Annotated in this window: 24 protein-coding genes and 3 pseudogenes; 13 read left to right on the forward strand and 14 right to left on the reverse strand. The window is 69.4% G+C overall.

The window, feature by feature from the left end:
- Positions 1–910 precede the first annotated feature (910 nt).
- Positions 911–1,021: pseudogene (locus ACWD10_RS35195) on the reverse strand (IS630 family transposase); the annotation flags it as partial.
- Between the two features lie 109 nt (positions 1,022–1,130).
- On the opposite strand from ACWD10_RS35195, the gene ACWD10_RS35200 reads away from it, so the two are divergent.
- Positions 1,131–1,433: a hypothetical protein gene (locus ACWD10_RS35200; protein ID WP_451097760.1), complete on the forward strand. Its 303-nt coding sequence runs from the start codon at positions 1,131–1,133 to the stop codon at positions 1,431–1,433.
- 446 nt (positions 1,434–1,879) lie between these two features.
- Here the strand turns inward: ACWD10_RS35200 and ACWD10_RS35205 are convergent, their stop codons facing one another.
- The 5 genes from ACWD10_RS35205 to ACWD10_RS35225 form a co-directional block, all read right to left on the reverse strand.
- The gene (locus tag ACWD10_RS35205; protein ID WP_451097761.1) at positions 1,880–3,040 is read right to left on the reverse strand and encodes a methyltransferase domain-containing protein; all 1,161 of its coding nucleotides are present in this window, start codon (positions 3,038–3,040) and stop codon (positions 1,880–1,882) included.
- Positions 3,003–4,013, reverse strand: coding sequence for a radical SAM protein (locus ACWD10_RS35210; RefSeq protein ID WP_451097762.1), 1,011 nt, complete (start codon positions 4,011–4,013; stop codon positions 3,003–3,005). The genes ACWD10_RS35205 and ACWD10_RS35210 overlap by 38 nt, the downstream gene beginning before the upstream one ends.
- Positions 4,014–4,413: 400 nt before the next feature.
- Positions 4,414–4,626, reverse strand: a complete 213-nt coding sequence (locus tag ACWD10_RS35215) for a hypothetical protein (protein WP_451097763.1) — start codon at positions 4,624–4,626, stop codon at positions 4,414–4,416.
- Complete coding sequence (locus ACWD10_RS35220; RefSeq protein WP_451097764.1) at positions 4,623–4,838, reverse strand: hypothetical protein; 216 nt, start codon at positions 4,836–4,838, stop codon at positions 4,623–4,625. The genes ACWD10_RS35215 and ACWD10_RS35220 overlap by 4 nt, the downstream gene beginning before the upstream one ends.
- The gene (locus ACWD10_RS35225; protein ID WP_451097765.1) at positions 4,835–5,077 is read right to left on the reverse strand and encodes a hypothetical protein; all 243 of its coding nucleotides are present in this window, start codon (positions 5,075–5,077) and stop codon (positions 4,835–4,837) included. The genes ACWD10_RS35220 and ACWD10_RS35225 overlap by 4 nt, the downstream gene beginning before the upstream one ends.
- 189 nt (positions 5,078–5,266) lie before the next feature.
- Here ACWD10_RS35225 and ACWD10_RS35230 point away from each other — a divergent pair, with 189 nt between their 5' ends.
- On the forward strand, positions 5,267–6,550 hold the full coding sequence (locus tag ACWD10_RS35230; RefSeq protein ID WP_451097766.1) for an XRE family transcriptional regulator: 1,284 nt from the start codon (positions 5,267–5,269) through the stop codon (positions 6,548–6,550).
- The gene (locus tag ACWD10_RS35235) at positions 6,547–7,086 is read left to right on the forward strand and encodes an N-acetyltransferase family protein (RefSeq protein WP_451097767.1); all 540 of its coding nucleotides are present in this window, start codon (positions 6,547–6,549) and stop codon (positions 7,084–7,086) included. The genes ACWD10_RS35230 and ACWD10_RS35235 overlap by 4 nt, the downstream gene beginning before the upstream one ends.
- 61 nt (positions 7,087–7,147) lie before the next feature.
- On the opposite strand, the gene ACWD10_RS35240 is transcribed toward ACWD10_RS35235, so the two are convergent.
- Both ACWD10_RS35240 and ACWD10_RS35245 read right to left on the reverse strand, forming a co-directional pair.
- Complete coding sequence (locus tag ACWD10_RS35240) at positions 7,148–7,525, reverse strand: hypothetical protein (protein ID WP_451097768.1); 378 nt, start codon at positions 7,523–7,525, stop codon at positions 7,148–7,150.
- A 623-nt stretch (positions 7,526–8,148) separates the two neighbouring features.
- Positions 8,149–8,535, reverse strand: coding sequence for a hypothetical protein (locus ACWD10_RS35245; protein WP_451097769.1), 387 nt, complete (start codon positions 8,533–8,535; stop codon positions 8,149–8,151).
- A gap of 87 nt (positions 8,536–8,622) precedes the next feature.
- On the opposite strand from ACWD10_RS35245, the gene ACWD10_RS35250 reads away from it, so the two are divergent.
- The 3 genes from ACWD10_RS35250 to ACWD10_RS35260 all read left to right on the forward strand — a co-directional run bounded on the left by ACWD10_RS35250 (position 8,623) and on the right by ACWD10_RS35260 (position 11,543).
- Positions 8,623–9,702, forward strand: coding sequence for an IS630 family transposase (locus ACWD10_RS35250; protein ID WP_451097770.1), 1,080 nt, complete (start codon positions 8,623–8,625; stop codon positions 9,700–9,702).
- A gap of 51 nt (positions 9,703–9,753) precedes the next feature.
- Positions 9,754–10,317, forward strand: a complete 564-nt coding sequence (locus ACWD10_RS35255; protein ID WP_451097771.1) for a S1 RNA-binding domain-containing protein — start codon at positions 9,754–9,756, stop codon at positions 10,315–10,317.
- 872 nt (positions 10,318–11,189) lie between these two features.
- Positions 11,190–11,543, forward strand: coding sequence for a helix-turn-helix domain-containing protein (locus ACWD10_RS35260; protein WP_451097772.1), 354 nt, complete (start codon positions 11,190–11,192; stop codon positions 11,541–11,543).
- On the opposite strand, the gene ACWD10_RS35265 is transcribed toward ACWD10_RS35260, so the two are convergent.
- The 6 genes and pseudogenes from ACWD10_RS35265 to ACWD10_RS35290 all read right to left on the reverse strand — a co-directional run.
- Complete coding sequence (locus ACWD10_RS35265; protein ID WP_451097773.1) at positions 11,474–12,829, reverse strand: FGGY family carbohydrate kinase; 1,356 nt, start codon at positions 12,827–12,829, stop codon at positions 11,474–11,476. The genes ACWD10_RS35260 and ACWD10_RS35265 overlap by 70 nt on opposite strands.
- A gap of 112 nt (positions 12,830–12,941) precedes the next feature.
- Positions 12,942–13,358 carry a hypothetical protein gene (locus tag ACWD10_RS35270; RefSeq protein ID WP_451097774.1) on the reverse strand — a complete coding sequence of 139 codons (417 nt, stop codon included), beginning with the start codon at positions 13,356–13,358 and terminating at the stop codon, positions 12,942–12,944.
- A 301-nt stretch (positions 13,359–13,659) separates the two neighbouring features.
- Positions 13,660–15,138 (reverse strand): alkaline phosphatase family protein, encoded by a 1,479-nt coding sequence (locus ACWD10_RS35275; protein WP_451097782.1) that lies wholly within the window; start codon positions 15,136–15,138, stop codon positions 13,660–13,662.
- A gap of 278 nt (positions 15,139–15,416) precedes the next feature.
- A pseudogene (locus ACWD10_RS35280) lies at positions 15,417–15,572 on the reverse strand (MFS transporter); the annotation flags it as partial.
- Between the two features lie 703 nt (positions 15,573–16,275).
- On the reverse strand, positions 16,276–16,470 hold the full coding sequence (locus ACWD10_RS35285) for a hypothetical protein (protein WP_451097784.1): 195 nt from the start codon (positions 16,468–16,470) through the stop codon (positions 16,276–16,278).
- 35 nt (positions 16,471–16,505) lie between these two features.
- Positions 16,506–16,619 (reverse strand): annotated as a pseudogene (locus ACWD10_RS35290) (hypothetical protein); the annotation flags it as partial.
- A gap of 917 nt (positions 16,620–17,536) precedes the next feature.
- On the opposite strand from ACWD10_RS35290, the gene ACWD10_RS35295 reads away from it, so the two are divergent.
- From ACWD10_RS35295 to ACWD10_RS35325, 7 genes are all read left to right on the forward strand, one after another.
- Complete coding sequence (locus ACWD10_RS35295) at positions 17,537–18,820, forward strand: dihydroorotase (RefSeq protein WP_451097783.1); 1,284 nt, start codon at positions 17,537–17,539, stop codon at positions 18,818–18,820.
- Positions 18,817–19,644 (forward strand): IclR family transcriptional regulator, encoded by an 828-nt coding sequence (locus ACWD10_RS35300; protein ID WP_451097775.1) that lies wholly within the window; start codon positions 18,817–18,819, stop codon positions 19,642–19,644. Before ACWD10_RS35295 ends, ACWD10_RS35300 begins: the two co-directional genes overlap by 4 nt.
- Positions 19,641–21,362, forward strand: coding sequence for a urocanate hydratase (locus tag ACWD10_RS35305; RefSeq protein ID WP_451097776.1), 1,722 nt, complete (start codon positions 19,641–19,643; stop codon positions 21,360–21,362). The genes ACWD10_RS35300 and ACWD10_RS35305 overlap by 4 nt, the downstream gene beginning before the upstream one ends.
- Positions 21,362–22,468: an S-methyl thiohydantoin desulfurase domain-containing protein gene (locus tag ACWD10_RS35310; protein ID WP_451097777.1), complete on the forward strand. Its 1,107-nt coding sequence runs from the start codon at positions 21,362–21,364 to the stop codon at positions 22,466–22,468. Before ACWD10_RS35305 ends, ACWD10_RS35310 begins: the two co-directional genes overlap by 1 nt.
- Positions 22,465–23,736, forward strand: a complete 1,272-nt coding sequence (locus tag ACWD10_RS35315) for a M20 family metallo-hydrolase (protein WP_451097778.1) — start codon at positions 22,465–22,467, stop codon at positions 23,734–23,736. The genes ACWD10_RS35310 and ACWD10_RS35315 overlap by 4 nt, the downstream gene beginning before the upstream one ends.
- Before the next feature lie 35 nt (positions 23,737–23,771).
- Positions 23,772–25,094 carry an MFS transporter gene (locus tag ACWD10_RS35320; protein ID WP_451097779.1) on the forward strand — a complete coding sequence of 441 codons (1,323 nt, stop codon included), beginning with the start codon at positions 23,772–23,774 and terminating at the stop codon, positions 25,092–25,094.
- Positions 25,095–25,104: 10 nt separating this feature from the next.
- On the forward strand, positions 25,105–26,250 hold a 1,146-nt coding region (locus ACWD10_RS35325), incomplete at its 3' end, for an aromatic amino acid lyase (RefSeq protein ID WP_451097780.1).

Consider the following 26,250-nt stretch of genomic DNA (forward strand, 5'->3'; position numbering starts at 1 on the left):
GGTGCCCACGACCTTCGCGGGTCGCTGGTGTACGAGAGCCCTGGTGCCGATCCGGCATGGTCCGGAATGATGTGACTGTTCCTCAGGTGGCAACGGGGAGGGTGAGGCGTGATGCGGAATCCTGACGCTGTTCCGTATGAGTGCCCGGACTGCGGGGCCGGGACGAAGGCGAACCGGCGGACTGGACTGTTGTACTCGCATCAGCCGCCCGGAGAAACGCGGGCTTGTGGCATGGGCGGCCGACGGGTACTGAGGCGGGAGGGCGGTGTGGCGCCTCAGCCCCCCGCTGCGCGAGGCTGCGCCCCTGGCCGCGCCCGAGGAGCGTGATCCGGACGGCGACAAGTCCAGCAGTGTCCGCGCTCTTCCTGGTGGACTTCCTGGTCTCGGACGTCGCCGCTGATCTCCGACCCTTCGGCCCCGCGCTTCGGTGCGGGGCCGTTGGCTTTCCCGGTGTCCCGCGGTGTGACTACTGAGGTTTTCAGTTCGGGGTGACCGACTGTTCTCAAGTTGGCTCGGGAGCGGTTGACGAGTTCTCGTCCGATCGGTCTGATCGGGCGGGATTTTGTCGTTGGGCAGGCCGTTCGAGTCCGTTGTTCGGGGCCGGCAGTGCATGTGGGGCGGTGTGCGTTGGTCCGTGAGGCGGGGCTGGGGGTGGAGGGCAGCCGGGGCTGCCATCGGGTTGCGGATCTTCGGTGGGGTGTGGGACGGGCGTCTGGGGTTGTTCGCCTGGTGGTTCGTCAGCCGTGGGGTGGAGGGCGGCCCGTTTCGGCTGGGCTGGCCGGGTAAGACCGGTGTGGGCGTGCACCGACCAGCCCCAGGCCAGAGCCGTGGATGCCGACCCCACTTCCCGCCCGTTCTCTTGCGGTGGCAGGATGCCTGATCACGGACGAGCACGCGGGAGATCCCAGGGTCGCCGCGCGACCTGCGAAGGCACCACCCCTTGCGCGAATAACTCGGCGGCCTTGAACCGTACTTGCTCCCGCTGCTTCGCGGTCAGGCCACCTCCATCGGGATACCGCATGACACCGGGATACACCCACCAGCCAGATCACCGTCACCCTAGGCCGAAAACCTCAGTAGCCCAGTTCGCCGCGGACGTTGCCGCGACCGCGCGCCGTCGGAAGGTTCCGGTGGCGGAGTTCGCAGCGGCGACCGGCTACACGGTGCGCGTCGTTGAAGGCTGGTACGACACGGCGCGGAAGGTTGCACACCAGGCGGCCCGTAACGCGGAGCTGACGGAGTTCCGGTTGAAGGCGGGCGAAGTCCGGTCGCGTGCCTTCATACGGGAGCGTGAGCGGCGGTGGCCGGAGGCGCGGGGGCCGTGGCGGGACGAGTGGGCAAAGCCGGGGCGGGATGCGAAGAAGGCGCGCAAGGCGCGGCGGAAGTGGGCGAAGAAGGCCCGGCAGAGGGCACGGCGCAGGCACAGGGGATAGATCTCGTGTTGAGCACGCCACACGGTTTCCTCGCGCGCGGGCGCGCGCGTATCTCTCTTCAAGAGAGATAAGGCCCCCAAGTGTCCGTATTGCCGGTTTCTCGGTAGGGGATCGCATGGTGTCTACGGTTCCGGTGTGCGACACGCCGACCGTCAACGACCAAGCCCTCAGGGGGAATTGCGCATGCATACCTGGATTCACTACCTCGGCCGCCGCCCGAGAGTGACTGTCAACGTCTTCAGCGGCCCTTCGGAGGCGATGAGCGGAGACCCGTGGGTTCCGGAGGGGCGCCGCTGCTGTGGGTCCTCCTCGCGGCGATCCTCGGCGGTGTCGCCTCCGGGGCCTCCGAACAGGCGGCCGTGTTCCTTCTCGGATCCTGACCGCCCGCACGCGACGGCGCCTCGTCCCAGCTCGGGGGACGAGGCGCCGCGGTGATGAAGTCGGGATCACGCTGGGATGGTGGCCTCCCAGCCGCTGCGCGAGAGCGTGAGTACACCGTCCGGAGTGATGCGGACCTGGGCGCCGTGTACGGGGAGGTCGCCGTCGATGACGAGCCAGGTGCGAATACGGTCCAGTTCATCCCACAGGCGGCGGGGGCCGCCCTGGTGGACGGTGGGCAACTCCCGGGCTCCAGATGCTGCGGCGCGGGCCCAGGAGCCGTCCGCGTGCAGCATGTAGGCGGTCCGGGTGCCGTCAGCATCCACGGTCATCCGGTGCTCGATGCCAGGGACGCGGAGTTCGAGGGTGGAGCGTACATCCCAAGTGCTGTTCACGCGCATCACCGGATAGCGGCCTGTGGTGACGCTCTCGCCCTCGGCGTGCTGCGCGGTCTCCCACAGAGCGGCGTCGTCCGGCGCGGGTTCGTAGTCGTCGCCGTGCCGGGTGCGCATGAACCCTGCGGATTCCGGAGCGACCTTCCCGATGGCGCCGCCGTCGTCGGTCTTGTCCGCCACCACGATCAGCCCCGTACCGGACAGTGTGGTCACCAGTCGGCCGCCGGGCGCGAGGGCCTTGAGCCAGGAGACAGGGACGGTTTTCAGCGAGACGGTGGAGATGATGCGGTCACGCTCGTCGGGAAGGTCGCCTGTCAGATCGCAGACCTCCATCCTCGGGTGGTGCCCGGCCGTCTCCAGCCGCTCGCGGGCGGCCTGGACGAGGTACGGGTCGACGTCCACGCTCATGACCTGTTCGTCGCCGAGCCGCTTGCAGGCCAGGGCGGTGCCGTAGCCGCTGCCGGTGGTGACCAGGATGCGGGAGTCGTCGGCGATGTGTGCGTGCCGGTACATGAGCACGACCAGGGACGGCAGCGTGGAGGACGAGGTCGGCCACGTTTCCGGAATCACGGTTCCGGGCTCCGTCTGGTCGGCGTGGTGCGGGCCGACGCGGGTGATCAGTGTGCGGCTGCTGTCGTAGGCGGCCTCCATCCATCCGTCGGAGTCGCTGGCCCCGTCGTGCAGCTCGTACACCCACCCACCGTCTCGCTCGCCCGGCACCCACCAGTGGGGTACGAACAGATGCCGCGGCACGGTGGCCAGGGGACGGTGCCAGCGCGATTCGGGCCGTACGGTCTCATCGGCCATCCGGACGGCATGATGCTTCCAGTCCACGAACGCGTCTCCCTACACTGGTACTTGGGCAGGCAAGCGGGCTGTCCCGGCTGGCACGCGGAGTCCTGTGGAACGCACGCCGTAGCCGCAGGGGGCGGTCCGGGGAGAATCCCATAGGCTGACAGGGCGTCCCCTTGTCGGGCGCGCAGGAGTCGCTATGCGCGGGATTACAGTCGGGGTGGCAAGCCGTCGGCCTGGGCTGGGGAATGCTCGTGGCGACATGCTGCCATCGGTCGGAGGCGAATACCCCCTCCAGCGACGCCCCTTGGACGTTCCCTGCGGGCAGGAAGCGGCCCATCACGCAGGGGGTGACAGTGCCGTCCGGGAGGATCGCGGCGATGCCGTGGGCGCACCGGCCGCACAGCGCGGAGGTGGACGGGAGGGAGGTGGCGGCGTTGCCGACTTCCCGGACCCGGTCGACGCTCACCTCCTTCACCCCCAGCGCTTCCACCTCGGTGCGGGCCTGTTCGCTGCGCTGCCCCTCGCGCATGTGGATGATGCCCACCTTCACGTCGATGCCCCGCCGGATGGCCTCCGGGATGTTCGCGCGGGTGGCGTCGTGGGAGCCCTTCCGTCCGGTGATGACGTCGTGCTCGGCCGCGTCGTCGCTGTAGTACGAGGTGGCCACGTCCACGCCGGGACGGCCCAGCACCGCCCACTCCTTCAACCCGATCCGGTACAGGTTCGAGTAAACCTGCACGCGCAGCCCGCACGAGAGGGCGTGCTCGACGAGGGCGGCGAAATCGGGGTGCATGGTCGGTTCGCCGCCGATGAGCTGGACCGTCTGCACGCCCATGGCGGCGGCTTCGGTGATGATGCGCTGCCACTCTCCGGTGGTCATGGTGCCGTGCCCCTTGGCAGGCCCCGACTCTGCGTAGCAGTGGGTACAGGTGAGTTGGCAGCGGCCGGTGATCTCCAGCTCAAGAAACGTCGGCGGGGCGGGTGTTGCGGGCGCCTCTGGAGCGATCGTCATTGCTGCATTCCCTTCGTCGGTTCTTCGGTGGACCCAGCCGCCCTCATGTAGCGGTTGCAGGGGCAGCCGGACAGCGGGCAGCCGAGTTTGTTGACGGCGTGCGTCTGCGGACGGCGACCGTGGAGAGGTCGGCGCGGGCCGGGGTGAGGCGGCCGCGATGCGGCTCCTACTGCGGGCATGGTGTTCCTTCTGATCGGTGGTGCACTGCAAGGTGGGGCGGCTCCCCTCGGGGGTGGGGCGCCGCCCCGAACCCGCGCGGACGGTCTTGCCGGGACATCACCGCGCGGGGGTTGTGCGCCGTCCCGGTGGCGTGGCGGCCGGTACCGGGACGGGGACGGTGACCGGTACGCGGGATCACGGGTTCACCGCGTACCGCCGGAGATCAGCGGGTGTCGCAGCGTCAGGTGTGGGGCACACCACGGTCGTCGGTGTCCTCAAGGTCGAGGGCGACGTCCGGGCGGGACACAGACACGGGTGGCGGGGCGGTGTGCGCGTGGGCGGTCGTGCCGGACCAGACGGCCAGGCCGATACCGGCCAGCACCGAGGCGAGCAGCGCGGACCCAGCGAACGCGCCGTCCGGCTCCGGGCGCCGCAGCGCGTGACGGCCGATCACCAGGCGTCTCCGTTCTGTAGGAGCCGGAGCTGCGCTGGGTCGGTTGTCGTCCACGCCCCCTCGCCGAGCAGTGATGTAAGCGTGTACTCGACGGCGCCGCCCGCTTCTCCCTGTACGTACTGCACGCGCCCGACCCGGCCCTCCGCCTCGTCCCGTACTCGGTCGCCGACCCACGGCGACGGCAGCCGGTACGAGCGGACCTGGCGGCTCACCGGGTGACCGCCGCGATCTCGTCGGCCGTCGCCAGGCGCAGGCAGTCCGGCTCGGCTTGCCATGCGGGGTCGGATCCGGTGAGGGGGACGACGAGGGCGACGGCCGCGCCCAGGCGCTCGTGCGGGTACGCCTCGGGGTCAGCGATCCGGCCCGTGGCCTGCGCGCAGATGTCCCGGACGATCGTGCCGGGCGTCCATTTCTCGTGCTGCTGCTCCTGGTGCTGCGTGGTCGCGGTCATCGCCATCGCCTCGGGTGGTCGTGTGTAGGGGGCCGCCCAGCCGGGGGAGACCGGGCGGCTTGTAACTAGGCAACTCCCGTACGCAGCGGGCTGGTTAGGGCGATCAGGTGAGCATCCGATGGAACGTCCTAGGGGGATTTGACCCTCCGTTTACCTGGCGGTCGGCGGTCGCGCGGCTACGGTGCGTGGATGGACACCACGCGCAACACCGCTCTAGCGGCGTGGATGGACGAGCACGGCCACAGCTCCAACACCCTGGCTGACGCAGTGAATAAGGCCCTTGAGCGGGTGACTGGGAAGACCGGCGGCCTGGATGGATCGTCGGTTCGGGACTGGAAGGCGGGGCGGGTCAGGTGGCCCAAGTCGGCTACCCGCAAGGCCCTTGAGGACGTCACCGGCCTGCCCGCGACCGCTTTAGGGTTCGTGCCACGGGGCCGGACTCCGTCCACCCCGGCCCCACCGCAGGAGGACCCCGACATGAAGCGCCGCACCCTCGTCGGCGGCATCGCCGCCGCGGCAGCCACAGCCACAGCCGCCCCCGGCACCGCAGCACCCCGCCGTATCGGCATGAGCGACGTCGACCAACTACAGCGCCGATTCGCTGAGATCATCGCCAGCGACCACCGCCACGGCGGCCAGGTCACCATCGAGCAGCGCGCTGCCGCCCTCGCCGACGAGGCCCTGAACCTTCAGAACTCCGGCAGCGCGACCCAGCGGGTGCGCAGCCACCTGTACGCGTGCGCCGCCTCGTTCCGCTCCTCCGCGATGTGGGCCGCCATCGACGGCCGCCGCTACAACGATGCAACCGGGCACATGCGCGAGGCCCAGGCCCTTGCCGAGCTGTCCGGCGATCAGGCCATCAAGTTCCGCATCTGGTCGCATGCGGGCACCCTGTACCGGCACATGGGGCGCCCCGCCGATGCCTTCGCCGCGAACGACGTTGCCCGGAACCTGCACATCACCCGGCGTGACCCGATGTTCGCCTCTCTCGGCATGGCCCGGCAGATGGCCATTCACGGTGTCGCCCAGGACCGCAGCAGCCTACGCCGCACATGCGACCAGGCACAGGACGCCATGGACCGCGCCGACCCGGACGCCTACCGCCCCGTGTGGCTGCTCGCCTTCTATGACCAGGCCGAATTACATTCCCTCGCGCTCACGGCCCACCTCGCCGTCGGCGACTACCCCGCCGCCGAGTATCACGCGCACCGCTGCCTAGCCGCCCTGCGGCCGCACATGCGCCGGTCGCGGTCGATCACCACCAGCCGCCTCGCACACGCCCAGCTCGCACAGGGTTACGCCGACGCCGCCACGCTCACGGCGATGACGGTTCCCGCCGACGCGGCTACCCGACATGCCCGCGTCTCCCGCATGCTTCAGGAATTCGGGGCTGCACTGCGCGCCACCGCGCCGCGTAGCTCCAGCGTACGCACCTGGACCGAGCACACTGACGCCTGGAGGGCCACCGCATGACCACGGCACCCACCATCGAACTCCGCACGTTCACCGCGCTCGACGCCGTCCGCGGCGATCTTCTCGACGTGTACGCGGAGGTGCGCGCCCCACTGCTGCACCTGCCGAACTACGCGGTCACCGCGTTCGGCGAGCGCCTGGACCGGCACGGCGCCGAGCCGGGGTTCGTGGCCGTCCTCGCGTACGCGGACGGGCACCCAGTGGGCTACGCCTACGGCAACCGGATCGAACACGGTGACCGGTACTGGCAGCGCACCAGCCCCACGCCAGCGGAGGAGTACACCGAGCGGTCGGCCCTGGCGCTGAAGGAAATCGGCGTACGCCCGGCATGGCGGGGTACGGGGACCGCCCGGCGTATCCATGACGCTCTCCTCGCCGCCCGCGACGAGCCGTACGTGACGCTCATGGTCAACCCCGCGGCCGGTGACGGGAAGGTCCACGCTCTCTACAAGTCGTGGGGGTACGAGGACATCGGGCAGAGCCAGCCGTCCGCGGCCTCGCCGGTACTCACTGTGATGATCCGCCCTAACCACTGACCGGCACCACCACGGCCCGCTTCCCTCGCAAGGGGTGGGCCGTCGGCGTGCATGGGGCCGTTCACTCGCCCGCGCGGGCCGTCCACCTCCAGGTGCTCGCCGCCGTCGCCACCGCGGCCGCGGTGACCCCGGCCGCCGTCGCCACCGCGGCCGGGGTCACCCCCGCCCCCGCGAACTGGGGCAGCGCCGCGATCCACTCGAAAGGCTCGGCCGTCCACGCGTGCACTCGCGCGTACTCGCAGAACGTCCGCCACGTCATCAGCGGCTCGCCGGGCAGTCGCAGCGGCACAGCGGGACCGGCCCCGGCGTGTGGCGGCAGCACGGGCACGACCGGCACCAGGACCACGGAGCCCGGCTCGACCGGCGCGGGGTCGACCAGCCGCAGCACTGGCCGGGAAGACGCGGCTGCCGGGACGGACTCGGCCTGAATGGTCGTCATACGTATCACCATGCACCGGAGTCGGAGACCACGCAGCCCGATAGGATGCCCGGCGGACCTCTCCTGCAGGACGCGACCACGGCACCCCATACGCGCCAGGGGCAAGGCGCAGATGTGGAGTGCCGTCGTCATGCGTGGCCGCCGCCTGGTCATCCTCGACGAGGAACCCGACGACGTCCTGTGCTGCCGCTGCGGACGCCCCCGACCCCTGCGCCTGATCAACCCTCAAGAGGCCGCCGACCGGCTAGGTACCCCCCTCAAGACCTTGCAGAACTGGGTGTCGACGTGGACGGATGACCTGCGGGGGATCGGCCCGCGCCCGTATCGTCTTCGCCCTGGTAGGGGTGGGTGCGGTACGACGAAGACGAGGTCAACCGCATCGTGCGCGACACGCTCGCTGGAAAAGAACCACTCACCCCCGAGTGATTAAGGTGGGGTGATCTGTGTCTGAAGAACCATACGACCGGTGGCACGTCGCGGCCGGATAAGTACGCCGAGAAGCTACGAGCGCAGGGCGAGCCGGTACCGGAACCCTGCGGATGCAAGCCCGGCGGATTACTTCCGGCCGCCGACCACGGGTGCGAGAAACGGTGGCAAGCCCGCTGGAGGGACGAGACCGGCACTCAGCGGTACAAGAACTTCCCGAAGAACCGCAAGCAGGCCGCGGCAGCGTACCAGCGCAGCCAGCGCGCCGCGGTCGCAGAAGGGCGCGAACCCTTCACCCACAGGGGGCGCGCGACGAAGAGCCTCGGGGTTCCTCTTTCGGTGACTACGTCGAAACCTTCCTCGCGGCGCACGAAGGCCGTGACGGCACGGTCGAGACGTACGCCTACCGGCTGCGCCCGCACGTCGTTCCAACCTTCGGACGTCGCCCGCTGGACAGCATCAAACTCCGCGAATGGCGGGCGTACTTCGCCGGGCTGAAGCGCGGCGGGATGCCGGACAGCACGCGGTCCGGGATCAAGAAAGCCGTATCCGCCCTGTACGGCATGGCCGTTGAGGACGAGCACCTAGTGCCGTGACCGCATAGGTTCGCCGGGTTGGTGGTTGTGACGGTTGGATGTGCGGTGACGTCCGATCCGATCGCTGGAGGCGCGGTGGCCGATCCTGTCCGTGTGCGCAGACTGACCGACCCGGAGGGGCAGAAGCTGCAGCAGATAGTGCGCCGTGGCAGCACCAGCTCCGTCCGCTATCGGCGCGCGATGATGCTGCTGGCCTCGGCCGGCGGGAACCGGGTGCCGGTGATCGCCCAGCTGGTGCAGGCGGATGAGGACACCGTCCGGGACGTGATCCACCGGTTCAACGAGATCGGTCTGGCCTGCCTGGCCCCTCGGTGGGCGGGAGGCCGTCCCCGCCTGCTCAGTCCTGACGACGAGGACTTCGTCATCCAGACGGCCACCACCCGCCCGACCAAGCTCGGCCAGCCCTTCACCCGCTGGTCCCTCCGCAAGCTCGTGGCCTACCTGTTACGTGGCCTGCTCGCCCGCCGCGGCATCACCTTCCAACGCACCAAGACATGGAAGGAATCCCCGGACCCCGACCGCGAGGCGAAACTGGACCGGATCGAGGAGGTCCTCGACCGCTTCCCGGACCGGGTCTTCGCCTTCGACGAGTTCGGCCCGCTGGGGATCCGGCCCACTGCGGGCTCGGGCTGGGCCGGGCGCACACGCCCCGACCGACTGCCGGCCACCTACCACCGCACCCACGGCGTGCGGTACTTCCACGGCTGCTACTCGATCGGCGACGACACCCTGTGGGGCATCAACCGCCGCAAGAAGGGCTGTGCCAACACGTTGGCCGCGCTGAAGTCGATCCGCGCCGCACTGCCCGACGGCGCCCCGATCTACGTGATCCTGGACAACCTGTCCGCCCACAGAGGCGTCGACATCCGCCGCTGGGCAAAGAAGAACAAGGTCGATCTGTGCTTCACCCCGACCTACGCGTCCTGGGCCAACCCCATCGAAGCCCACTTCGGACCGCTACGGCAGTTCACCATCGCCAACTCCAACCACCCCAACCACACCGTGCAGACTCGGGCACTGCACGCCTACCTGCGCTGGCGAAACGCCAACGCCCGCCATCGTGACGTCCTGGCCGCCGAGCGGCGTGAGCGGGCCCGCGTCCGCTGTGAGAGAGGCATCCGCTGGGGCGGGCGCCCCCTCAAGCCTGCAGCGTGAATACTGCGGGGCAGTAGAGAGCTCACAGCGCGTCATGAAACGCTGGACAGTATGGACTGGCAGGCCGAGAGCCCGGAACTCTGGGCGTTCCTGGGATCATTGCAGCGCGGCGAGATTCTCTCCGGCACTGTCGCGGCGATTGAGCGGTTCGGCGTCTTCGTAGCCCTGGACGAAGGTCCCGAGCATCCGCTCTTCCCCGGCGTCGGGTTCATCACCATCCCCGAACTGTCCTGGCGACGCTTCGAAGCGGCTTCGGATGTCGTTCAGGTTGGACAGCGCATTTCAGGTGAGTTCCTCCAGTTCGACACCTGGAATGCAGAGGCCAGGCTGTCCTTGCGGGCAACGCAGCCCGACCCCTTCCAAACCTTCGCCGAGTGCACTGCCGTGGGCCAGGAACTGCACGGACACGTCACCAAGCTGGTTCCGTTCGGCGTCTTCGTCCAAGTCGCTGACGGGATCGAAGGGTTGGTCCATCTTCGAGATCTCACCTCGACGCCCGTGGCGGCTCCAGAGGATGTCGTCCAGGCCGGTGACGACATCACAGTCATCGTCACCCAAGTCGACCGAGAAGGACGTCGACTGTCCCTCTCCCGACGGATCCCAAGTCAGCTCTAGCCTCCGAGCACCCCAGGCTGGAGAAAGGCATGGCCCTGCCCAACCGGGCGAACTTATGCGGTCACAGCACTAGACGGCAACCCCGTTGCGGGCCTGCGCCTGCCCCAGGGCGAGGGCCGCGAAGTCCGGCTGACGTGGGCTCACGTCGTCGCCCTGGCCGAGGAGATCACCCCCAGGTACGAAATCCTGATCTGGTATGGCGCCCTTCAAGCCCTGCGCAGCATGGAGGCGACCGGAGTGCGGAAAGCCGACATGCTATGCGACCTGGGCGAGCCCCAGCAGCTCGTAGAAGAGCAGCGCCGACGGGGGCAGGCCGCACCGCTGAAGACGGACGCGAGCAAGGCCCCGCTGGCTCTGGGGTCCTTCATGGTGGGCAAGTACCGGGCACATCTGGCGACATGGCGTGCGCCGCTGTCGGACGCGGCGTTGCGCAAGCGCGAGCGGCGCGGCACCCCGCCGACGCCCGCGGAGTACGAGGAGCTGGTCACCCTGAGCCGGACAAGGACGCCGGTCCGGGAATCGAACCTGTGCAAGGCGTTCGACGAGGCGAAGGCACGGGCACGCGCCCGCGGCGTGGACGTCCCGGAAGAGGCCACATTCAAGGATCTGCGGCACTTTGCTGACGCCATCCTGATGGCCTCCGGGCTGGAGCCCCGCAAGGTCCAAGCCCGGATGAGGCATGGCCGCATTGACGAGACGATGAACACGTACGGGTACTTGCTGTGGTCGATCGACTGGGAGAACGCGCCGGCGAGTTTTGAGGAGCTGTACGGCATCCCCACGCCCCCCGGCCTGCCACCGGCCGCTCGTTCCCGCCGCCGAACGCGGGGCCGGTCTCGTGATCGGAGCACGAGATGGGTAACGTCCGATTCATGTTCACGCAGCCGCAGAAGCGTCGGGGTCCGGCCACCGAGGAAGAGAAGCAGCGAGCCATCAAGCTCTACAACGCCGGGGGAACGGTCCGCAGTGTGGCCGCAGAGGTGGGCCGCTCTACGGGTTGGGTGGGCCGCGTCATCGATGAGGCTGAGATTGCCCGGCCTCGGAGTGTGCCGCGCACCGAGCCGGACCCCCTGAAGGCCCGCGCCGTAGAGCTGTATGCGTCCCTGCGGTCGATTCGGAAGGTCGCCGCGCAGATAGGGAAGGGTCACAACTTCGTTCACTGCGCCCTGCGTGAGGCTGACCAGGCAGGACGTTCGACGTCGGGCAGGCTGCGGCGGGTGGCGTGACGCCCCGTCAATGCCCTAGTGTCCTCTGCGTGTCCAAGGGGTTTCCCACCGGCATCGCCGGTCACGTACACACCGCACCCGCCATGGGTACGCGGTGTGTACTGCGCTGGGACGGTATGGACTCCGCCGCAGGTCAGAGCCGCGGCGTGACCTTGGGTGGGCTGTACCCGGCGGACTGCGACGCCCTGGTCGCGCAGCCGGTCGAGGGCGTCGGCCATGCTGCAGAGCATGCCTTCGACGGCGGCGCGGGCGATGTGGTGCGGGTACATGTTGGTTTTGCGCCTTCCGTGCAGGCTGCCTGCGGCGTCGGGGAGGTTGGGGGTGCGTTCGCCGCCCAGGTAGGGCAGGCGGGCGAGGCCTTCGGCTCCGGGGGTGGACTGTCGGGCGATTGTGTCGATGGCGGTGAGGTCGGTGCCGAGCATGCGGGCGGTGGAGCTCAGGACGCGGGCGGCGTTCAGGGTGCACACCAGGGGCAGGAACCTCCCCGTGGCGTCGGCGAATCCGGCGACCGCGCCGCTGGGGTCGGCGCTCGGGTGCGGGGCACTGGCGAAGGCGGTGCCGCTGGTGCCGAGAGAGATGACGACATCGCCGGGTTCGATGCCGAGCCCCAGCGCCGCGTCGGCGTTGTCGCTGGTACCGGCCGCGACCAGGGCGCCGCCCGGGGTGAGTCCGGCGGGCTCGGACGGGCCCAGGATGCGCGGGAGTCGGGGCGTACGGCCGCACAAGGCGAGGCTCAGCAGGTCCTCGCGGTAGCGGCCCTCGGCGGGTGACCAGTAGGCGGTGCCGGAGGCGTCGCCCTGGTCGGTGAACGTTTCGGCGACGACCTCGATGCCTCCACGCAGGCGCCAGGTGAGGTAGTCGTGGGGCAGCAGGACTGTGGCGGTGCGGTCGGCGTGGTGCGGCTCATGGTCGGCCAACCAGCGCAGTTTGGCGGCGGTAACAGCCGCCAGTGGCACGGTGCCGGCGGCCTCGGCCCAGGCGTTGGCGCCGCCGAGTTCGGTGATCAGGTCCGCGGCCGACCGTGCTGACCCGGTGTCGTTCCAGAGCAGCGCGTCGCGCACCGGGCGGCCCTTCACGTCGAGTGCGACCAGTCCGTCCGGCTGGCCCGCGACGGCGACAGCGTCGACTTGGTCGAGCAGCCCTTCGCCCACCGCGCACAGCGCTTCCCACCAGGCTTGCGGCGGTGCTTCGGTGCCCTCGGGATGCGCGGCGCGGCCTCGGTCGAGTACTTCGCCCGTGTCCGCGTCGCAGGCCATGACCTTGCAGGACTGGGTGGAAGTGTCCACGCCCGCGACTGTCGCCATGGAGCTGCCTGCGCTTCTTCTCTGACTGGCCCGGCCGGGTCTGACTGGCCCGACGGGGGTCCGCCTGGTCTCACTGGTGCTGGTCGGGTCGGACTCAGGCAGCCGGACGGATCTGGATCTTGCGGCCGGAGCCCTCGCGGAACGTCTGGAGCGCGTCGGCGAACTCGTCGAGCCCGAAGCTGTGGACCACGGCCATGGATCCGGCGATGGTGATCTCGTCGTTGTAGACGCGGAACGGCGAGAAGGACGCCGTCGCATCCGAGGGCGCCACATCGAACTGCTGGAAGGCGCCGCCCCGTCGTACGCGCGCGAGGCCGTCCTCGATGGCGCGGACCGCACGGGTGCAGTCGATGACCGTCTCCCAGCCCTGCGGGCGCTCCTCTCCGCCGGTCGCCTTGGCTTCCGACCGAGCAGAAGCGCGCGAGTTCACTGGCGGGTCCAACCGCTGTTTGCGCAGGCAGGAGCGGTCCTGATGGCAGGTCGTCTCCACGGCGCAGGACTGGCTGTGCAACAAGTGCAAGCTATCGGCGATCTCCTGGGCGGCCGGGGCTGCCTCTTAGCGATCACTGTGACGCCACGTCTTCGGCTGCGTGAACCGTTCAATATGCGTCTGCCGGCAGTCCGGGCGTGCCCACGTGAGGGGTCCTGTGCGATAGCTGATGCCGCCTGTTCCAGGCCAGTTGCTTCGAGCGGAGGTGCCGCCGCCAGTCCGCGAGGGGACCGGACCTTGGCGGAGGAGCCCGCCAAGGGCTGTGCTCGAACCCGGCTCCAGTGCCCGGTCCGGGCACTGGAGCCGGATCTGTCCTCCGGGGTCAGGCGCCGACGATCCTCACTGCGTCGATCGCCCAGTACCAGTCGTTGCTGCCCGTGTAGCGGAAGTGGACCCGCACGGTGCGCACGCCCTGAGGCACCCGCAGATCGATCCGCTCCTCGGCGGCAAGCGCGTCGGCCGTGTGCGTTCGCACCGCGACCGGGGCGGCGTCATCGTAGGAGACCAGCACCTCGCCTTTCTGGTCCCCTGCCTGACGGTAGTGAGAGGTGTAGGCGAGTGTCGCGGTGGATCCTCCGGTGACCGGCCAGGCAGGGCTGGTCAGCGTGGAGTCAAAGGTGCCGGTGGGGTCGAGGTCGGACCATTCGTCGCCGTCCGCGACCGCGAACACGCCGCGTGCGCGGACGTTGCTCTCCCTGTGCTGGTCGCGCTGGGTCTTGGTCCAGAACTCGTCGGTGGTGAAGGACCAGCCGCGCCACTCTGTAACGCCGCCCTTGCCCATGCGGGAATTGTCGATGCTCCAGCCCCGCGGCGGGGTGTGGGTGAAGCCGAGGACGCCGGAGCCGACGCCGGTCTCGTCCACCGCCGTACCCAACTCGGGCCACAGCACGTCGAATGCGTCGGCGGCGGGAGACTGCACAGGGCGCCCGTCGAGGCGCCAGGTCGGATCGAGGGCGATGCCGAGGTGGGCGAGGGCGGAGGCGGCGATGTCGACCAGCTTTACATCCTGACGTACTGAACCTGCGGTGATGCCACCGCCGTTGGCGATGATGAAGGTCTGCCGCTCGCCCCAGCTGGAGCCGCCGTGTCCGCCCGCGTCGGTGTGCCCATGATCGGCGGTGACCAGGACCAGCCACTCCTCGTCGTCGTACGAGGGGCGGGACTTGACGGCCGCGAGGATCTCGCCGACCTGGGCGTCAGCGGTGTGGATCGCGTCGAGATACGCCTGGCTCGCGCCCCCTGAGGAGTGGCCCGCACCGTCGATGTTGTCGAGCTGAACGAACAGCGCATCGGGTTCGTGGTCCTTGAGCTGCGCGACGGCCCGCGAGGTCGTGCCTACGTCATACTCCGCGCCGGGCGTGGAGACCCGGGTGTCCACCTTCGCGGAGCAGATGGTGTCGGTGATCGGTGCCCAGGAGGCGACGGCGTAAGTGTTCAGGTCCGGCTTGGCAGTTTCGACGCGGGTCAGGAAGTCGGGGTACGTGGCGTAGTCGCTGCCGGAGAAGCTGTTGTCCCGTACACCGTGCTTGTCCGGCCAGACGCCCGTGAGGATCGTGGACCAGCCGGGACCCGACTCCGTACGCGCCATAGGAGCGGCGTACAGGCTGCTCGGCGCGGTCAGGCCGCCAGCCATCAGCGCATGCAGGTGCGGCGCGTCGGCTTCCTTGACACGGCTGAGAAGGCCGGCCCCGTCGAGGCCGATGACCAGGACTTTGGGAGTGCGGCCTGCGGCCCTCGCGAGGGCCGACAGCGGACCGCCGGCGAGAACCGCACCGGCGGCACCCGCCGCCGCGCTCACCATCAGGCCACGCCTGGATATGCCCGAAGACACCTTGTCCTCCAAGAGAGTGGGGGTAAGGACGCCCCACGGTGTGCCGAGATGCCGCCCACCGTAGGACTAGACCCGTTACCCTCTCGTAACTGAAGAGGGGCGGCCAGGATCTTGCCGTTAACTCTCCATGGCCAGTCGGCAATCCTTGTACGTCGAGTTGGCCTCTGCTGACACGGGCTCACCGGTCGAGGAGCAGCACGTATCCGGCCAGGAGGGTGCCTGCTGCCGTAGCTGCCACCACGGATGTGGGGACGGTGGCGCTGCGCACCGGAGAGCCCAAGTACTGACATGGGGCGGCGGCTTTGAAGACGCTCCAGGCGTTGGCCGATGGGGAGATGGACTGAGAGCGCGGCGGGCGGCACCAGCCAGCGGCTCCAGTCGACAGGTGCGAAGGGCGGGCTCATGGCCGCAAGCTCTAGGAAGGCCTGGGCCAGTCGGGAAGACGCATGACCGAACATTCGCATGTGACATGCAACTTCGGCGAACCGTTGAACGGGTCAGGGTGTAAATCGTCCTAGCCCGTAAACAGGGCTTCCCGAAATACGCGGTCGAGAGGGGCGGCCTGACCGGCAGTGAGCGCGAGTTGGCCGCGCTCTGGTGGGAGAACCGCCGACTGCGGGAGGACGCGACATCCTCAAGTGGGCCAAACGAAGAAGAATAATCACGCTTCGTAAGTCCCTGGCCATACTCGGCGCGCTCCGGGGCGGGCAGGCTGGACCCGCCCTCCCAAGCCACCAGCACACACGGACATCGGCTAGCGCCAGCAAGCCACCGGCACCCAGGAGCGCGGTCTTACGGTTCTTCGTTTCCTCGGGGCTTTGCTCCGGGGCCGACATGGGGCGGCAAGAAATGGGCAATCGCCGATGCTTGCGATCAACTCGTGCGGACTCGGGCCTCGGTACGTCTGTGTGGGCGACGGAGGCCGGGTTCAGGAACGATGGGGCGCCCGGCCGTACAGTCATTCGGCTGGTGTGTAACAGATTCCGTTCAGCAGACATGCCAGCCCTTGGGGCGGGGTGTCGACGCGTCGGACGAGGGCCGTGGACGTTGAGCGTCTTCTGAACGGTTTCCGTTACAGCCCCGCGGGGGTGCCGCAATAACCGCCGCCTAGCTTTCCGGTACCTCGATCGCTCGGCGGTACATGCCGACACACCGTGCGCAGAACGTCTTCTCCGCCCGGGTCTGGGCCGCGGTGACGATGCGGCCCGGCGGCTCGATCGTCCTGGCCCGGCACTCCACCAGCAGGGCCTCGCGCAGCCGGTCCTCCACCAGCTCGACCGGGCCACCTCCGCGGCTAGCCACGCGATCAGCTTCTCCTCGTCGGCCCGGGTGGCGGGCCGGAACTCAGCGTCGCGGATCTGCTTGCGGTGGTTCTTCGCCGACCGGCTCGTCAGGTCGTACTTCGCGAACTCGGCTGCCGGCACCTTCACCAGCCCAGCGACGTACTCCACCGCGGGCTGCGGAACCTCCTCCAGAAGGTCCTTTCGGGAACCGGCCCTCCAGCTCGAAGAACTTCAGCAGCAGACCGAAGCCGAGCCGCGTCGCCCCGGTCTTGTTCGCCACCAGGTCCCAGTCGCCGTCCACCAGCGTCCAGCTCGCCAACAGCTCTTCCGGCGACCACTCTTGCCGCACAGCCGCCCCTTCCCTCGCCTGCCCCCGGGCTTCATTCGGACGGCCCGACGAGGCGCCTGAGAGCGAGGAAACGGGTCATCTGACTATCCGAAAGCTACCCGCCAGTCACTTTGCTCCTGGGGACAGGGCTGGGAGTCCGGGGCCTTGAGGAGAAGCCACTGCGGGGGTTGCGGCACCCAGCCCCCGACCATGATCAATCTCAGCGCCAACGGCTGTACCGATGTTCCTCTAGGCCGAGGCCCACCTGCGAGGTGCCAGCCTTCAGATCGTGCACGGGGCCTTCCACTTGAGCGAGGTGCCGACGGGGCCGGGAATGGTGGCCCCCGGCTTCGAAGCTCTCGACCGAGGCTTGCGGCAAGCACTTGAGGAAGAAGTGGCCAAACGTCGAGGGAAAGTACCTGGCCGGCGCGCGGCGGCTGTCTCGGATGACGGCGGCCACCACGTCCCCGGCCGACGAGAACCCCTTCACGTGCCGCAGCTCGTCCAGGGTGCCGGGCTCCACCGGAATGGGGCCCCAGGCGTGCCCGTTCGGGCACCCTCCGATGTGGGAATTCGGCCACCAGGCGATCCGATTCCCGTTCTACGGGAATCCTCTGTTCAGCCATGTGGCCGGTTCCTTACGTTGACGCCCATGGATACGGCAGATGCCCGGCAGGCAACGGACACCGTAATCGCTGGTGTGGTGCAGGCGCCGGACGGAACTTTCGTACGAGGTCAGGTCGCGATCACGGATGGCGTGATCCGGGAGGTCAGGACCGGGGACCCGGACCCGGGGACCGCCGTGCGGTTCATCGATGTCGGTGACGCTTTCGTGCTGCCTGGTGCGGTGGACGCGCATGTGCACTCGTACTCACATGCCGGGGAGGGCCTGCGCGCCTCGACTTCGGCGGCGGCCGCGGGTGGCGTGACCACCATCGTGGAGATGCCGTTCGACGCGACCGGGCCCATCAACAGTGCTGAACGGGTCGACGCGAAGCTGGAGTTGGTCGACGACGAGGCGTTGGTGGATGTCGCGCTGCTCGGCACGTTGGAGCCCGGCGGAGGGTGGCGCCGGGCCTGGGAACTGGTCGAGGCGGGTGTGGTCGGGTTCAAGGTCTCGCTGTTCGACACCGATCCGGTCCGGTTTCCGCGCATCGGCGACGCCGAGCTGCTCGATGTGATGCGGGCGGTGGGCGAGGCCGGGTCCACGCTGTGCACGCATGCGGAGAACAACGAGATCATCAAGGCGTTGCTCGCCGATGAGGCCCGTCAGAGCTCGACGGATCCGCGGGTGCACGGCCGTACCCGGCCGCCGGTGACGGAGACGCTCGGCGTGCTCACTGCGATGGAGATCGCCGCGCACCAGGGCAACGCGTTGCACCTGTGCCATCTGTCGCTCGGCCGCTCTGCGGACCTGGTGTCCTGGTACCAGGGCCAGGGTGTGGACATCACCTTTGAGACCTGCCCGCACTACCTGCTGTTCACCGAGGACGACATGCTCGCCCAGCGGGGTCGGTTGAAGATCAACCCGCCGCTGAGGGGTGACGCCGAGCGGACAGCCATGTGGAACGCGGTCGGCGCCGGACTGGCATCGGTGATCTCGTCCGACCATGCCCCTTGGCCGGTGCGGTTGAAAGAACACGATCGTATTCTGGCCAACCACTCTGGTGTTCCCGGCACCGAAACCCTGGTGGCCACCACCCTTGGCGCGTGCCTGAGACGCCACGGAGCCGGGCCAGAATTCATCAAGACCGTCGAGGCGCTCACCGCCAATCCTGCGGATCGTTACGGCATAGGGCATCGCAAGGGCCGCTTGGAGCCCGGCTACGACGCGGACATCATGGTCCTTGAAGCGGCCGACGACTGGCAGATCGATGAGGGCGCGCTGCACTCCAACGCCGGCTGGAGCCCGTACGACAAGTACGTGCCCGGCGCGCGGGTCACCCTGACCCTCAGCCGCGGTGCGGTCGTTTGGAGCGTCGATCAGGGCCTGGTCGGCACGCCGGGGCGCGGACAGCCGGTGTGCCGGAGGCAACCATGATGATGAAGAAGGACGCGGGCGAGCTGTCCTCGCTCGATCGCGGACTGCGGATCCTCGCGTTCATCCAGGACCGCGGGCAGGCCGAGGTCGCCGAGATCATCGCCGGGCTCGGCATCCCGTCCTCGGCCACCTACCGCTATGTGCGGCAGCTGAAGAACGCCGGGTTCCTCGCCGAGATCGACGGCCGGCTGCTGCCCAGCGAGCGCCTGACGGACCGGCCCGCCGACGGGTCCGGGCATCTGGTCGACCTGGCCCGCCTGGTCCTTACCGACCTGTACCGGCGTTCCGGACTCAACGTGGTGCTCGCGGTGCGGGTGCACACCGCGGCGCTGTGCCTGGACACCCGGCGCAGCGGCACCGGCAGCGTGTCCTTCCACGCCGGCCAGATCCTGTCCCTGTACGCCGGTGCCAGTGCGATCCCGCTGCTCGCCCTGGCGCCGGGAGCCGTCCAACGCCAGGTGTTGCGGGGCCGGTTGCAGCGATTCACCGCCGCCACCCCGGGCGCGGCCGCGCTGCGCGCCGAGCTCGCCACCATCCGCGCCCAGGGCTACCACGTCTCCCACGGCTGGCTCGCTCCCGGCATGACGGCGGTCGGCGTTCCGGTGGTCGTCGCCGGGTCGTGCCTGTGCGCGCTGTCCCTGGTGGGCCGCGACGAGGAGATGACCGATATCGCCGCACCGCTGGAGCTGCTGCGCGACGCGGTGGGGGAGCTCACCGCGCGGCTGCCGCAAGCCCTGTCCTCCGCCTGGATCCCACCCGATCCCTCCGAGCCTCCCGGTCTCCCCGACCCAGCCGGCCACGACACCAACGGAGCCCCTGCATGACCACTGACCTCGACCGCAAGGTCACCGCCGCCCGCGGCACCGCGCTGCGTTGCCGCACCTGGCGGGCGGAGGCGTTGCTGCGGATGCTGGAGAACGTCCTGGAGGTCGGCGAACGGCCGCGCGATCTCGTCGTGTACGCCGCCCTGGGCAAGGCCGCACGGGACTGGCCGTCGTACCGGGCGATCGTCCGGGCGCTGACGGAGCTTGGCGAGGACCAGACTCTGATCCTGCAGTCCGGGCGCCCGGTGGGCGTGATGCGTACGCACCCCGCGGCGCCGCTGGTCGTCTCCGCGGTGAACAACACTGTCGGCAACTGGGCGACCGAGGAGACCTTTTACCGCCGGATGTGCGAAGGCAGCACCATCTGGGGCGGGTTGACCGCCGCGGCCTGGCAGTACATCGGCCGCCAGGGCGTACTCCAGGGCACGTATGAACTCCTGCGGGCGGTGCTCCTGCGCCACTTCGCCGACCGCAGGCCGGGCTGGCTGCTCACCGCGGGGATGGGCGGCATGGGATCGGCGCAGCCCATCAGCGCGCGGATGCTCGGCCTGAGTTCGCTGGTCGTGGAGATCGACCCGGAGAAGATCGAGAAGCTGCGCCGGGTGGGCGGGCTCGATCACGTCACCGATGACCTGGATGAGGCCCTGGGCCTGGTCACCAAGGGCGGTCAACGGCCCGTCGCCGTCGGCCTGTTGGGCAACGCGGCCACCGTGTTCGCCGAGATCGCCGCACGTCCCGATGACACTCGGCCGGACATCGTCACCGACCAGACGGCCGCGCACGACGCCCGCTACGGCTACGTACCCGAAGGTCTCGACCTGGCGACGTGGCAGGCGCGGCGCGCGGCGGAGCCCGAGCGGATCGAGCAGGAGGCGCGGCACGGCATGGCCAAGCAGGTCCTGGCCATGCTGGCGATGGCGCGCCGTGGCGCGGTCGTCTTCGAGAACGGCAATAACCTGCGGGTGCAGGCCGCGTCCGTCCTGGACGCGGCGCAGGCCGAGCAGGTGTTCACCATCCCCGGGTTCATGGAGGGCTATCTGCGGCCGCTGTTCTGCCGCGGCATCGGCCCGTTCCGCTGGGTGGCACTCTCCGGGTACGACGCCGATCTCGCGGTGATCGACCGGCTCGCGGCCACGCTGTTCCCCGAGCGGCCCGAGGTCGCCGAATGGATCCGCCTCGCCCGGCAGCACGTTCCCGCGCAGGGGCTGCCCGCCCGGTCCTGCTGGCTGGGTTACGGCGAACGGTCCCGCCTGGCCGTCGCGGTGAACGACGCCGTACGCGCCGGAGAGATCAGCGCCCCCGTCCTGTTCAGCCGCGACCACCTGGACTCCGCCGGGATGACGCACCCGCGGATCGGCACCGAGGGCATGCGCGACGGCTCGGACGGCGTGACCGACTGGCCGCTGCTCGACGCGATGCTGCTGTCCGCGGGCGGCGCCGACCTGGTCGCCGTGCACTCGGGCGGCGGGGGCTACTCCGGCTGGATGCAGTCCGCCGGGGTCTCCGTGGTCGCCGACGGCACCGAGGCGGCGGCCTCCCGGCTGCGCCTCGCCCTGAATCTCGACTCCGGTCTCGGCGTGCTGCGGCATGCCGAAGCCGGCTATCCGGAGGCCGCCGCAGCGGTTACAGCCTCCGCCGCGCCGGGCGCCGACGCCCCGGCCCTCACCTGGCTCGACGTAGCACACGAAGCACACGTAGCAGACGAGGAGACACCCTGATGCGCGAACTGAACGCCGACGACGCCCGCCGCGGAGTACTCGGCGGAGGAGTCTTCGCCTGCGGCGGAGGCGGCTGGCGTCACCACGGCGAACTCATGGGACAGCTCGCCACCTCGGTGGGCCGCCCCGTCCTCGCCCGCGTCGACGAACTGCCCGCCGACACCTGGGTGGCCACCGTGACCGCGATCGGCGCGCCCGCCGCCCAGAATTGGGAGATCCGGCCGGTCGATTATGTGCACGCGCTGCAGAAGCTCATCGAGGTGTGCCCGCATCCGATCGCTGCCGTGATGACCGCGCAGAACGGCTACTCCACCACCCACAACGGCTGGATCCAGTCCGCGGTTCTCGGCATCCCGGTCCTTGACGCGTCCGGTGACGTACGCGCCCATCCGACGGGAAAACTCGGCTCGTTGGGCCTGACCGGGCGGCCCGGCTATGTGTCCACCCAGGTCGTGTCCGGCGGCAACCGGGAACTGCACGGCCACTTCCTCTCCGTCAACCAGGGCTCCGTACAGACCTGCGACGACGTACTGCGCGACATCTCGGTGCGCACCGGCGGCTTCATCGCTTCGGCGCGTAACCCGGTGGAGCTGTCCTGGGTCAAGGAGCACGCCGCACTCGGCGCGATCTCCCTCGCCCTCGACCTCGGGCACGCGATGGAGAGCGCCGCCGACAAGGCGAGCAACGGCGCACGCGGAGAGGCCGTGGTGCGGGCGGTGTGCGACACGATCGGCGCGGAGGAGCTCGCCCGCGGACCGCTGCACCACGAGGTGGAACTTGTTACCAAGGGCGGCTGGGACCACGGCACGTTCCGCATCGGCGACTGCACGGTGCCCTACCTCAACGAGTACATGGCCGTGGAGCGCGGCGGGGAGCGGGTGGCGAGTTACCCCGACACCATCGCCATTCTGCGTGCCGAGGACGGCTTCCCCGTCGCCGTTGAGGATGCGCACGAGGGGCAGGAGGTCGTGCTCCTGGTCGCCGACAGCACCGCGCTGCCGTTGTCCAGCTCGGCCGTCGACCCCGTCGCCGTCGGCGAGTGTGAACAGATCATGGGCCTGGACTTCCTGCGCCACCTGCCCGCCGCGCGGACGGCCGCCGCATGAGCATCGACCTGGATCTTCTGCTCCCGGATGCCGAGCGGCTGTCCGCCCGCCTCGATGAACTCGCCGCGTTCCACGACTCGACGCTGCCGGGGTGGAGCCGCGAGGTGTTCTCCGAGCCGTATCGCGCATCGCGGGACTGGATACGTAAGCAGATGGCCGACGCCGGCCTCCATCCGGTGACCGACGCCGCGGGCAACATAGTCGGCCGGCTGCCCGGCCGCCGCGGTGGCGGACCGGCCGTGGTCACCGGCTCGCACACCGACACCGTGCGCCAGGGCGGCCGCTTCGACGGCATCGTCGGCGTGCTGACCGGCATCGAAGTGGCCCAACGGCTCCGGGAGACCGGCACCCGCCTGGAGCACGACCTCGTGGTGGTCGACTTCCTCGGCGAGGAGGCCAACGAGTTCGGCATCTCGTGCATGGGCTCGCGAGCCCTCGCCGGAGTCTTGCGACCTGAGCACCTTGACCGCGTCGACGGCACCGGGCTCCGACTCGGCGACGCCATGGCCGACTTCGGCCTCGACCCGCAGGCAGCGCTGCGTCAGGCATGGTCGCCCGCGGACGTGCACGCTTACGTGGAGCTGCATGTGGAGCAGGGGCCGCTCCTGGAACGCTCGGGCACGGGCATCGGCGTGGTCACCGCGATCGCAGGGATCGACCGGCTCCTGGTGCACTTCGCGGGCCAGTCCGGACATGCGGGCACCACACCGATGACGGACCGGCACGACGCTCTGGTCTCGGCCGCGGCGGCGGTTCTGACCGTGGAACGCGTCGGCTGCGGCGCCCCCGTGCACGGCGTCGCCACCCCCGGCTGCATCGAGTCCACCCCCCAGTCGATGGGCGTGATCAGCAACCAGGCGCGGCTGTGGTCGGAGATCCGCAGCGTGGACACGTCCTGGCTGCACGGTGCGCGCAAGCAGATCGTCGACGAGATCGCCGCCGAGACCCGCAGCCGCGGCGTCGAGATCGACGTCGAGTGGCTCACCGACCAGGACCCGGTGCCTACTTCGGACCTGGTCCAGGACGTCGTCGCCGAAGCAGCCGGCGGGCTCGGCCTGTCCTGGCAGGCAGTGCCGTCCGGGGCCGGGCACGACGCCGCACACCTGGCACGGCTCGGCCCGATGGGCATGATCTTCGTCCCCTCGGTGGGCGGCCGTAGTCACTGCCCCGAGGAATTCACTTCGGTCGAACACATCGCGCAGGGCGCCCACGTCCTCGCGAGCACCCTGATCACTCTGGACGAGCGCGAGGGACTGCGCGGCGAATAGAAGGCGGGCCCATGACAACAACCACCCCGGAAATCATGACAGCCACAACGGACTCAGTGGCCCGGCGCTCGGTCGCCGCAGCATCGGTCGGCAACGCCCTTGAGTGGTACGACTTCACCGTCTACGCGTTCTTCGCCAGCTACATCGCCCACAACTTCTTCCGCAACAATGACCCGACCTCGGCGTTGATCAGCACCTTCGTGGTGTTCGGCGCGGGATTCGTGGCACGCCCCCTCGGCGCCGTCGTGGTCGGCATATACGGCGACCGGCACGGCCGCAAGGCAGCGCTGATGCTGTCCATGGCCACCATGGGACTCGGCACCCTGGTCCTCGCGCTCACCCCACCGGCAGCGTTCATCGGCATCGCCGCGCCGGTCCTGCTGCTTGTCGGCCGACTGCTACAAGGGTTCTCCGCCGGCGGCGAGATCGGCAGTGCGGCCGCCTACCTGATCGAGCAGGCCCCGCCGGACCGGCGTGCCCGCTACGCCGCGTGGCTCCAGGCATCCATGGGGATGTCCAACCTCATCGCCGCAATCGTCGGCGTCACCATCACCACACTGTTCTCCGACTCGGCCCTTGACGCATGGGCCTGGCGCATTCCGTTCCTGATCGGGCTGTTGATCATTCCGGTCGGCGTGTACATCAGACGTCGGCTGCCCGAGACGGACACCTTCGAACGCCACCGCGCCGAACAGACCACGAAGCGCAACCCGTTGAAACGGCTCCTCACCGAGCACCCCAAGGCGATCCTCACCGGGTTCCTGTTCTCCGTGCTCTGGACGGTGTGCGTATACGCCTTGGTCATCTACGCGCCGACGTACTACAAGGACAGGGCCGTCGGGCTCGGCTTCACCGCGCAGCAGTCCTTCACGGCTTCCCTGGTGGGCAACATCGTGCTGGTCATCGGCTGCCTGGTCGCCGGACGCGTCGCCGACCGGCTCGGTGGGAAAGCCGTGATCGCCTGCAGCTCGCTGGCGCTGCTCGTCCTGCCGCTGCCGTGCCTGATGTTGCTGCACGCACAGCCGACCATGCCGGTTCTGGTGATGGTGCACGCCCTGCTGTGCGCCACCGTCGCGGCGTTCGTCGGGGTCGCGCCGTCCACGCTGCCGCGGGCGTTCCCGGTGGCGGTGCGCTCCACCGGCCTGTCGCTCAGCTACAACATTGCCGCCATCTTCTTCGCCGGCTTCACCCCCGCGCTGATGACCTGGGCGACCGCCCGCATCACCGTGTACGCCCCGGCGCTGTGGGTCGCCATCGGCTCACTGGCCTGTCTGTGCGCGGTGCCCGCACTGTTCCGGCAGATCCAGCACGTCGCCGATCAAGAGAGCACGGCCCTCTGTTCACCAACCCGCCTGTAGGGGAGCTGAGTTGCGTACGACACAGACATCAGTACCGGGGCGCGTACTGACCCTCGTGGTCGCGCTGGTGGTCACGCTTGCCACGGCCGCTGCGAGTGCCCGGACTCTCGACAGCGCCGACGACCGAACACGCGACAGCCCCGCTGCCGCGACGGCCGGAGATCACAAGTCCCGTGCTCTGTCAGTCACTTTGGACGGCGACTCGCTCGACTGGCCGACGCTGACCCGCGTGCTGCACGCCAACTCGGTGAAGATCGAACTCGCCGACCGATCCCGCAAGGAGATGGCGAGGACCCGCCGTGGCGCACTCGAGACCGTCGGCGACGGCCAGCGTGTGTACGGCTGGAACCAGGCGCTCGGCCCGCTCAAAGACAAACCGCTCACCGCTGCCGAACAGCGGGAATTCCAGCGCCGGGTGCTGCGCTCGCACGCCGCCGGCGTCGGTGACCCGCTGCCGCCCCGCATCGCCCGCCTCGCCCTCGTCCTGCGGGCCAACTCCATGGCCCGCGGCGCGATGGGCGTACGCCCTGAACTCGTCGACCGGATGCTGGCGTTGGTCAACGCCGGGGTGATCCCGCAGATGCCGGAGATCGGCTCCCTCGGCACCGGCGACCTGCAGCCGATGGCCGCGGCAGGTCTGAGCATGACCGGTGAGGACAACAAGGTGACCTACCGAGGTAAGACGGCATCCGCACGTGTGGCGTTGCGCGCGGCAGGGCTGCGTGAGCGCTTCACCCTGGAATCCGGTGAAGCACTGCCCCTGGTCAGCGGTAGCAGCGTCCTCACCGCACGCTATATCGACGCCATCGACCGGGCCGAGCGCCAAGTCGCCACCTTCCAAGGGGCGTTCGCCTTGTTCCTTGAGGCCACCCGGGCCGAGCAGGGTGCTTTCGACGCGCGCACGCACGACGAGCGCGGTATCCCCGAAGAGGTCGATGCGGCCCGGCAGATCCGCGCGCTGGTGTGCGGCACCGGCTGGATGACCGACAAGGGGCGTAAGCAGAGCGGGGAGGCAGAGCCGAGGATCCAGGATTCGACGTCCGTACGGGCTACCCCGCACATCATCGGCGCCCTGCTGCAGACCCTGGGCAAGGCCCGCAGGACGGTCGTGCGGGAAGCCAACGCCTCCACCTCCAACCCGCTGCTCTTCCGCAAG

It is taken from the genome of Streptomyces sp. NPDC002851 (assembly GCF_053591935.1).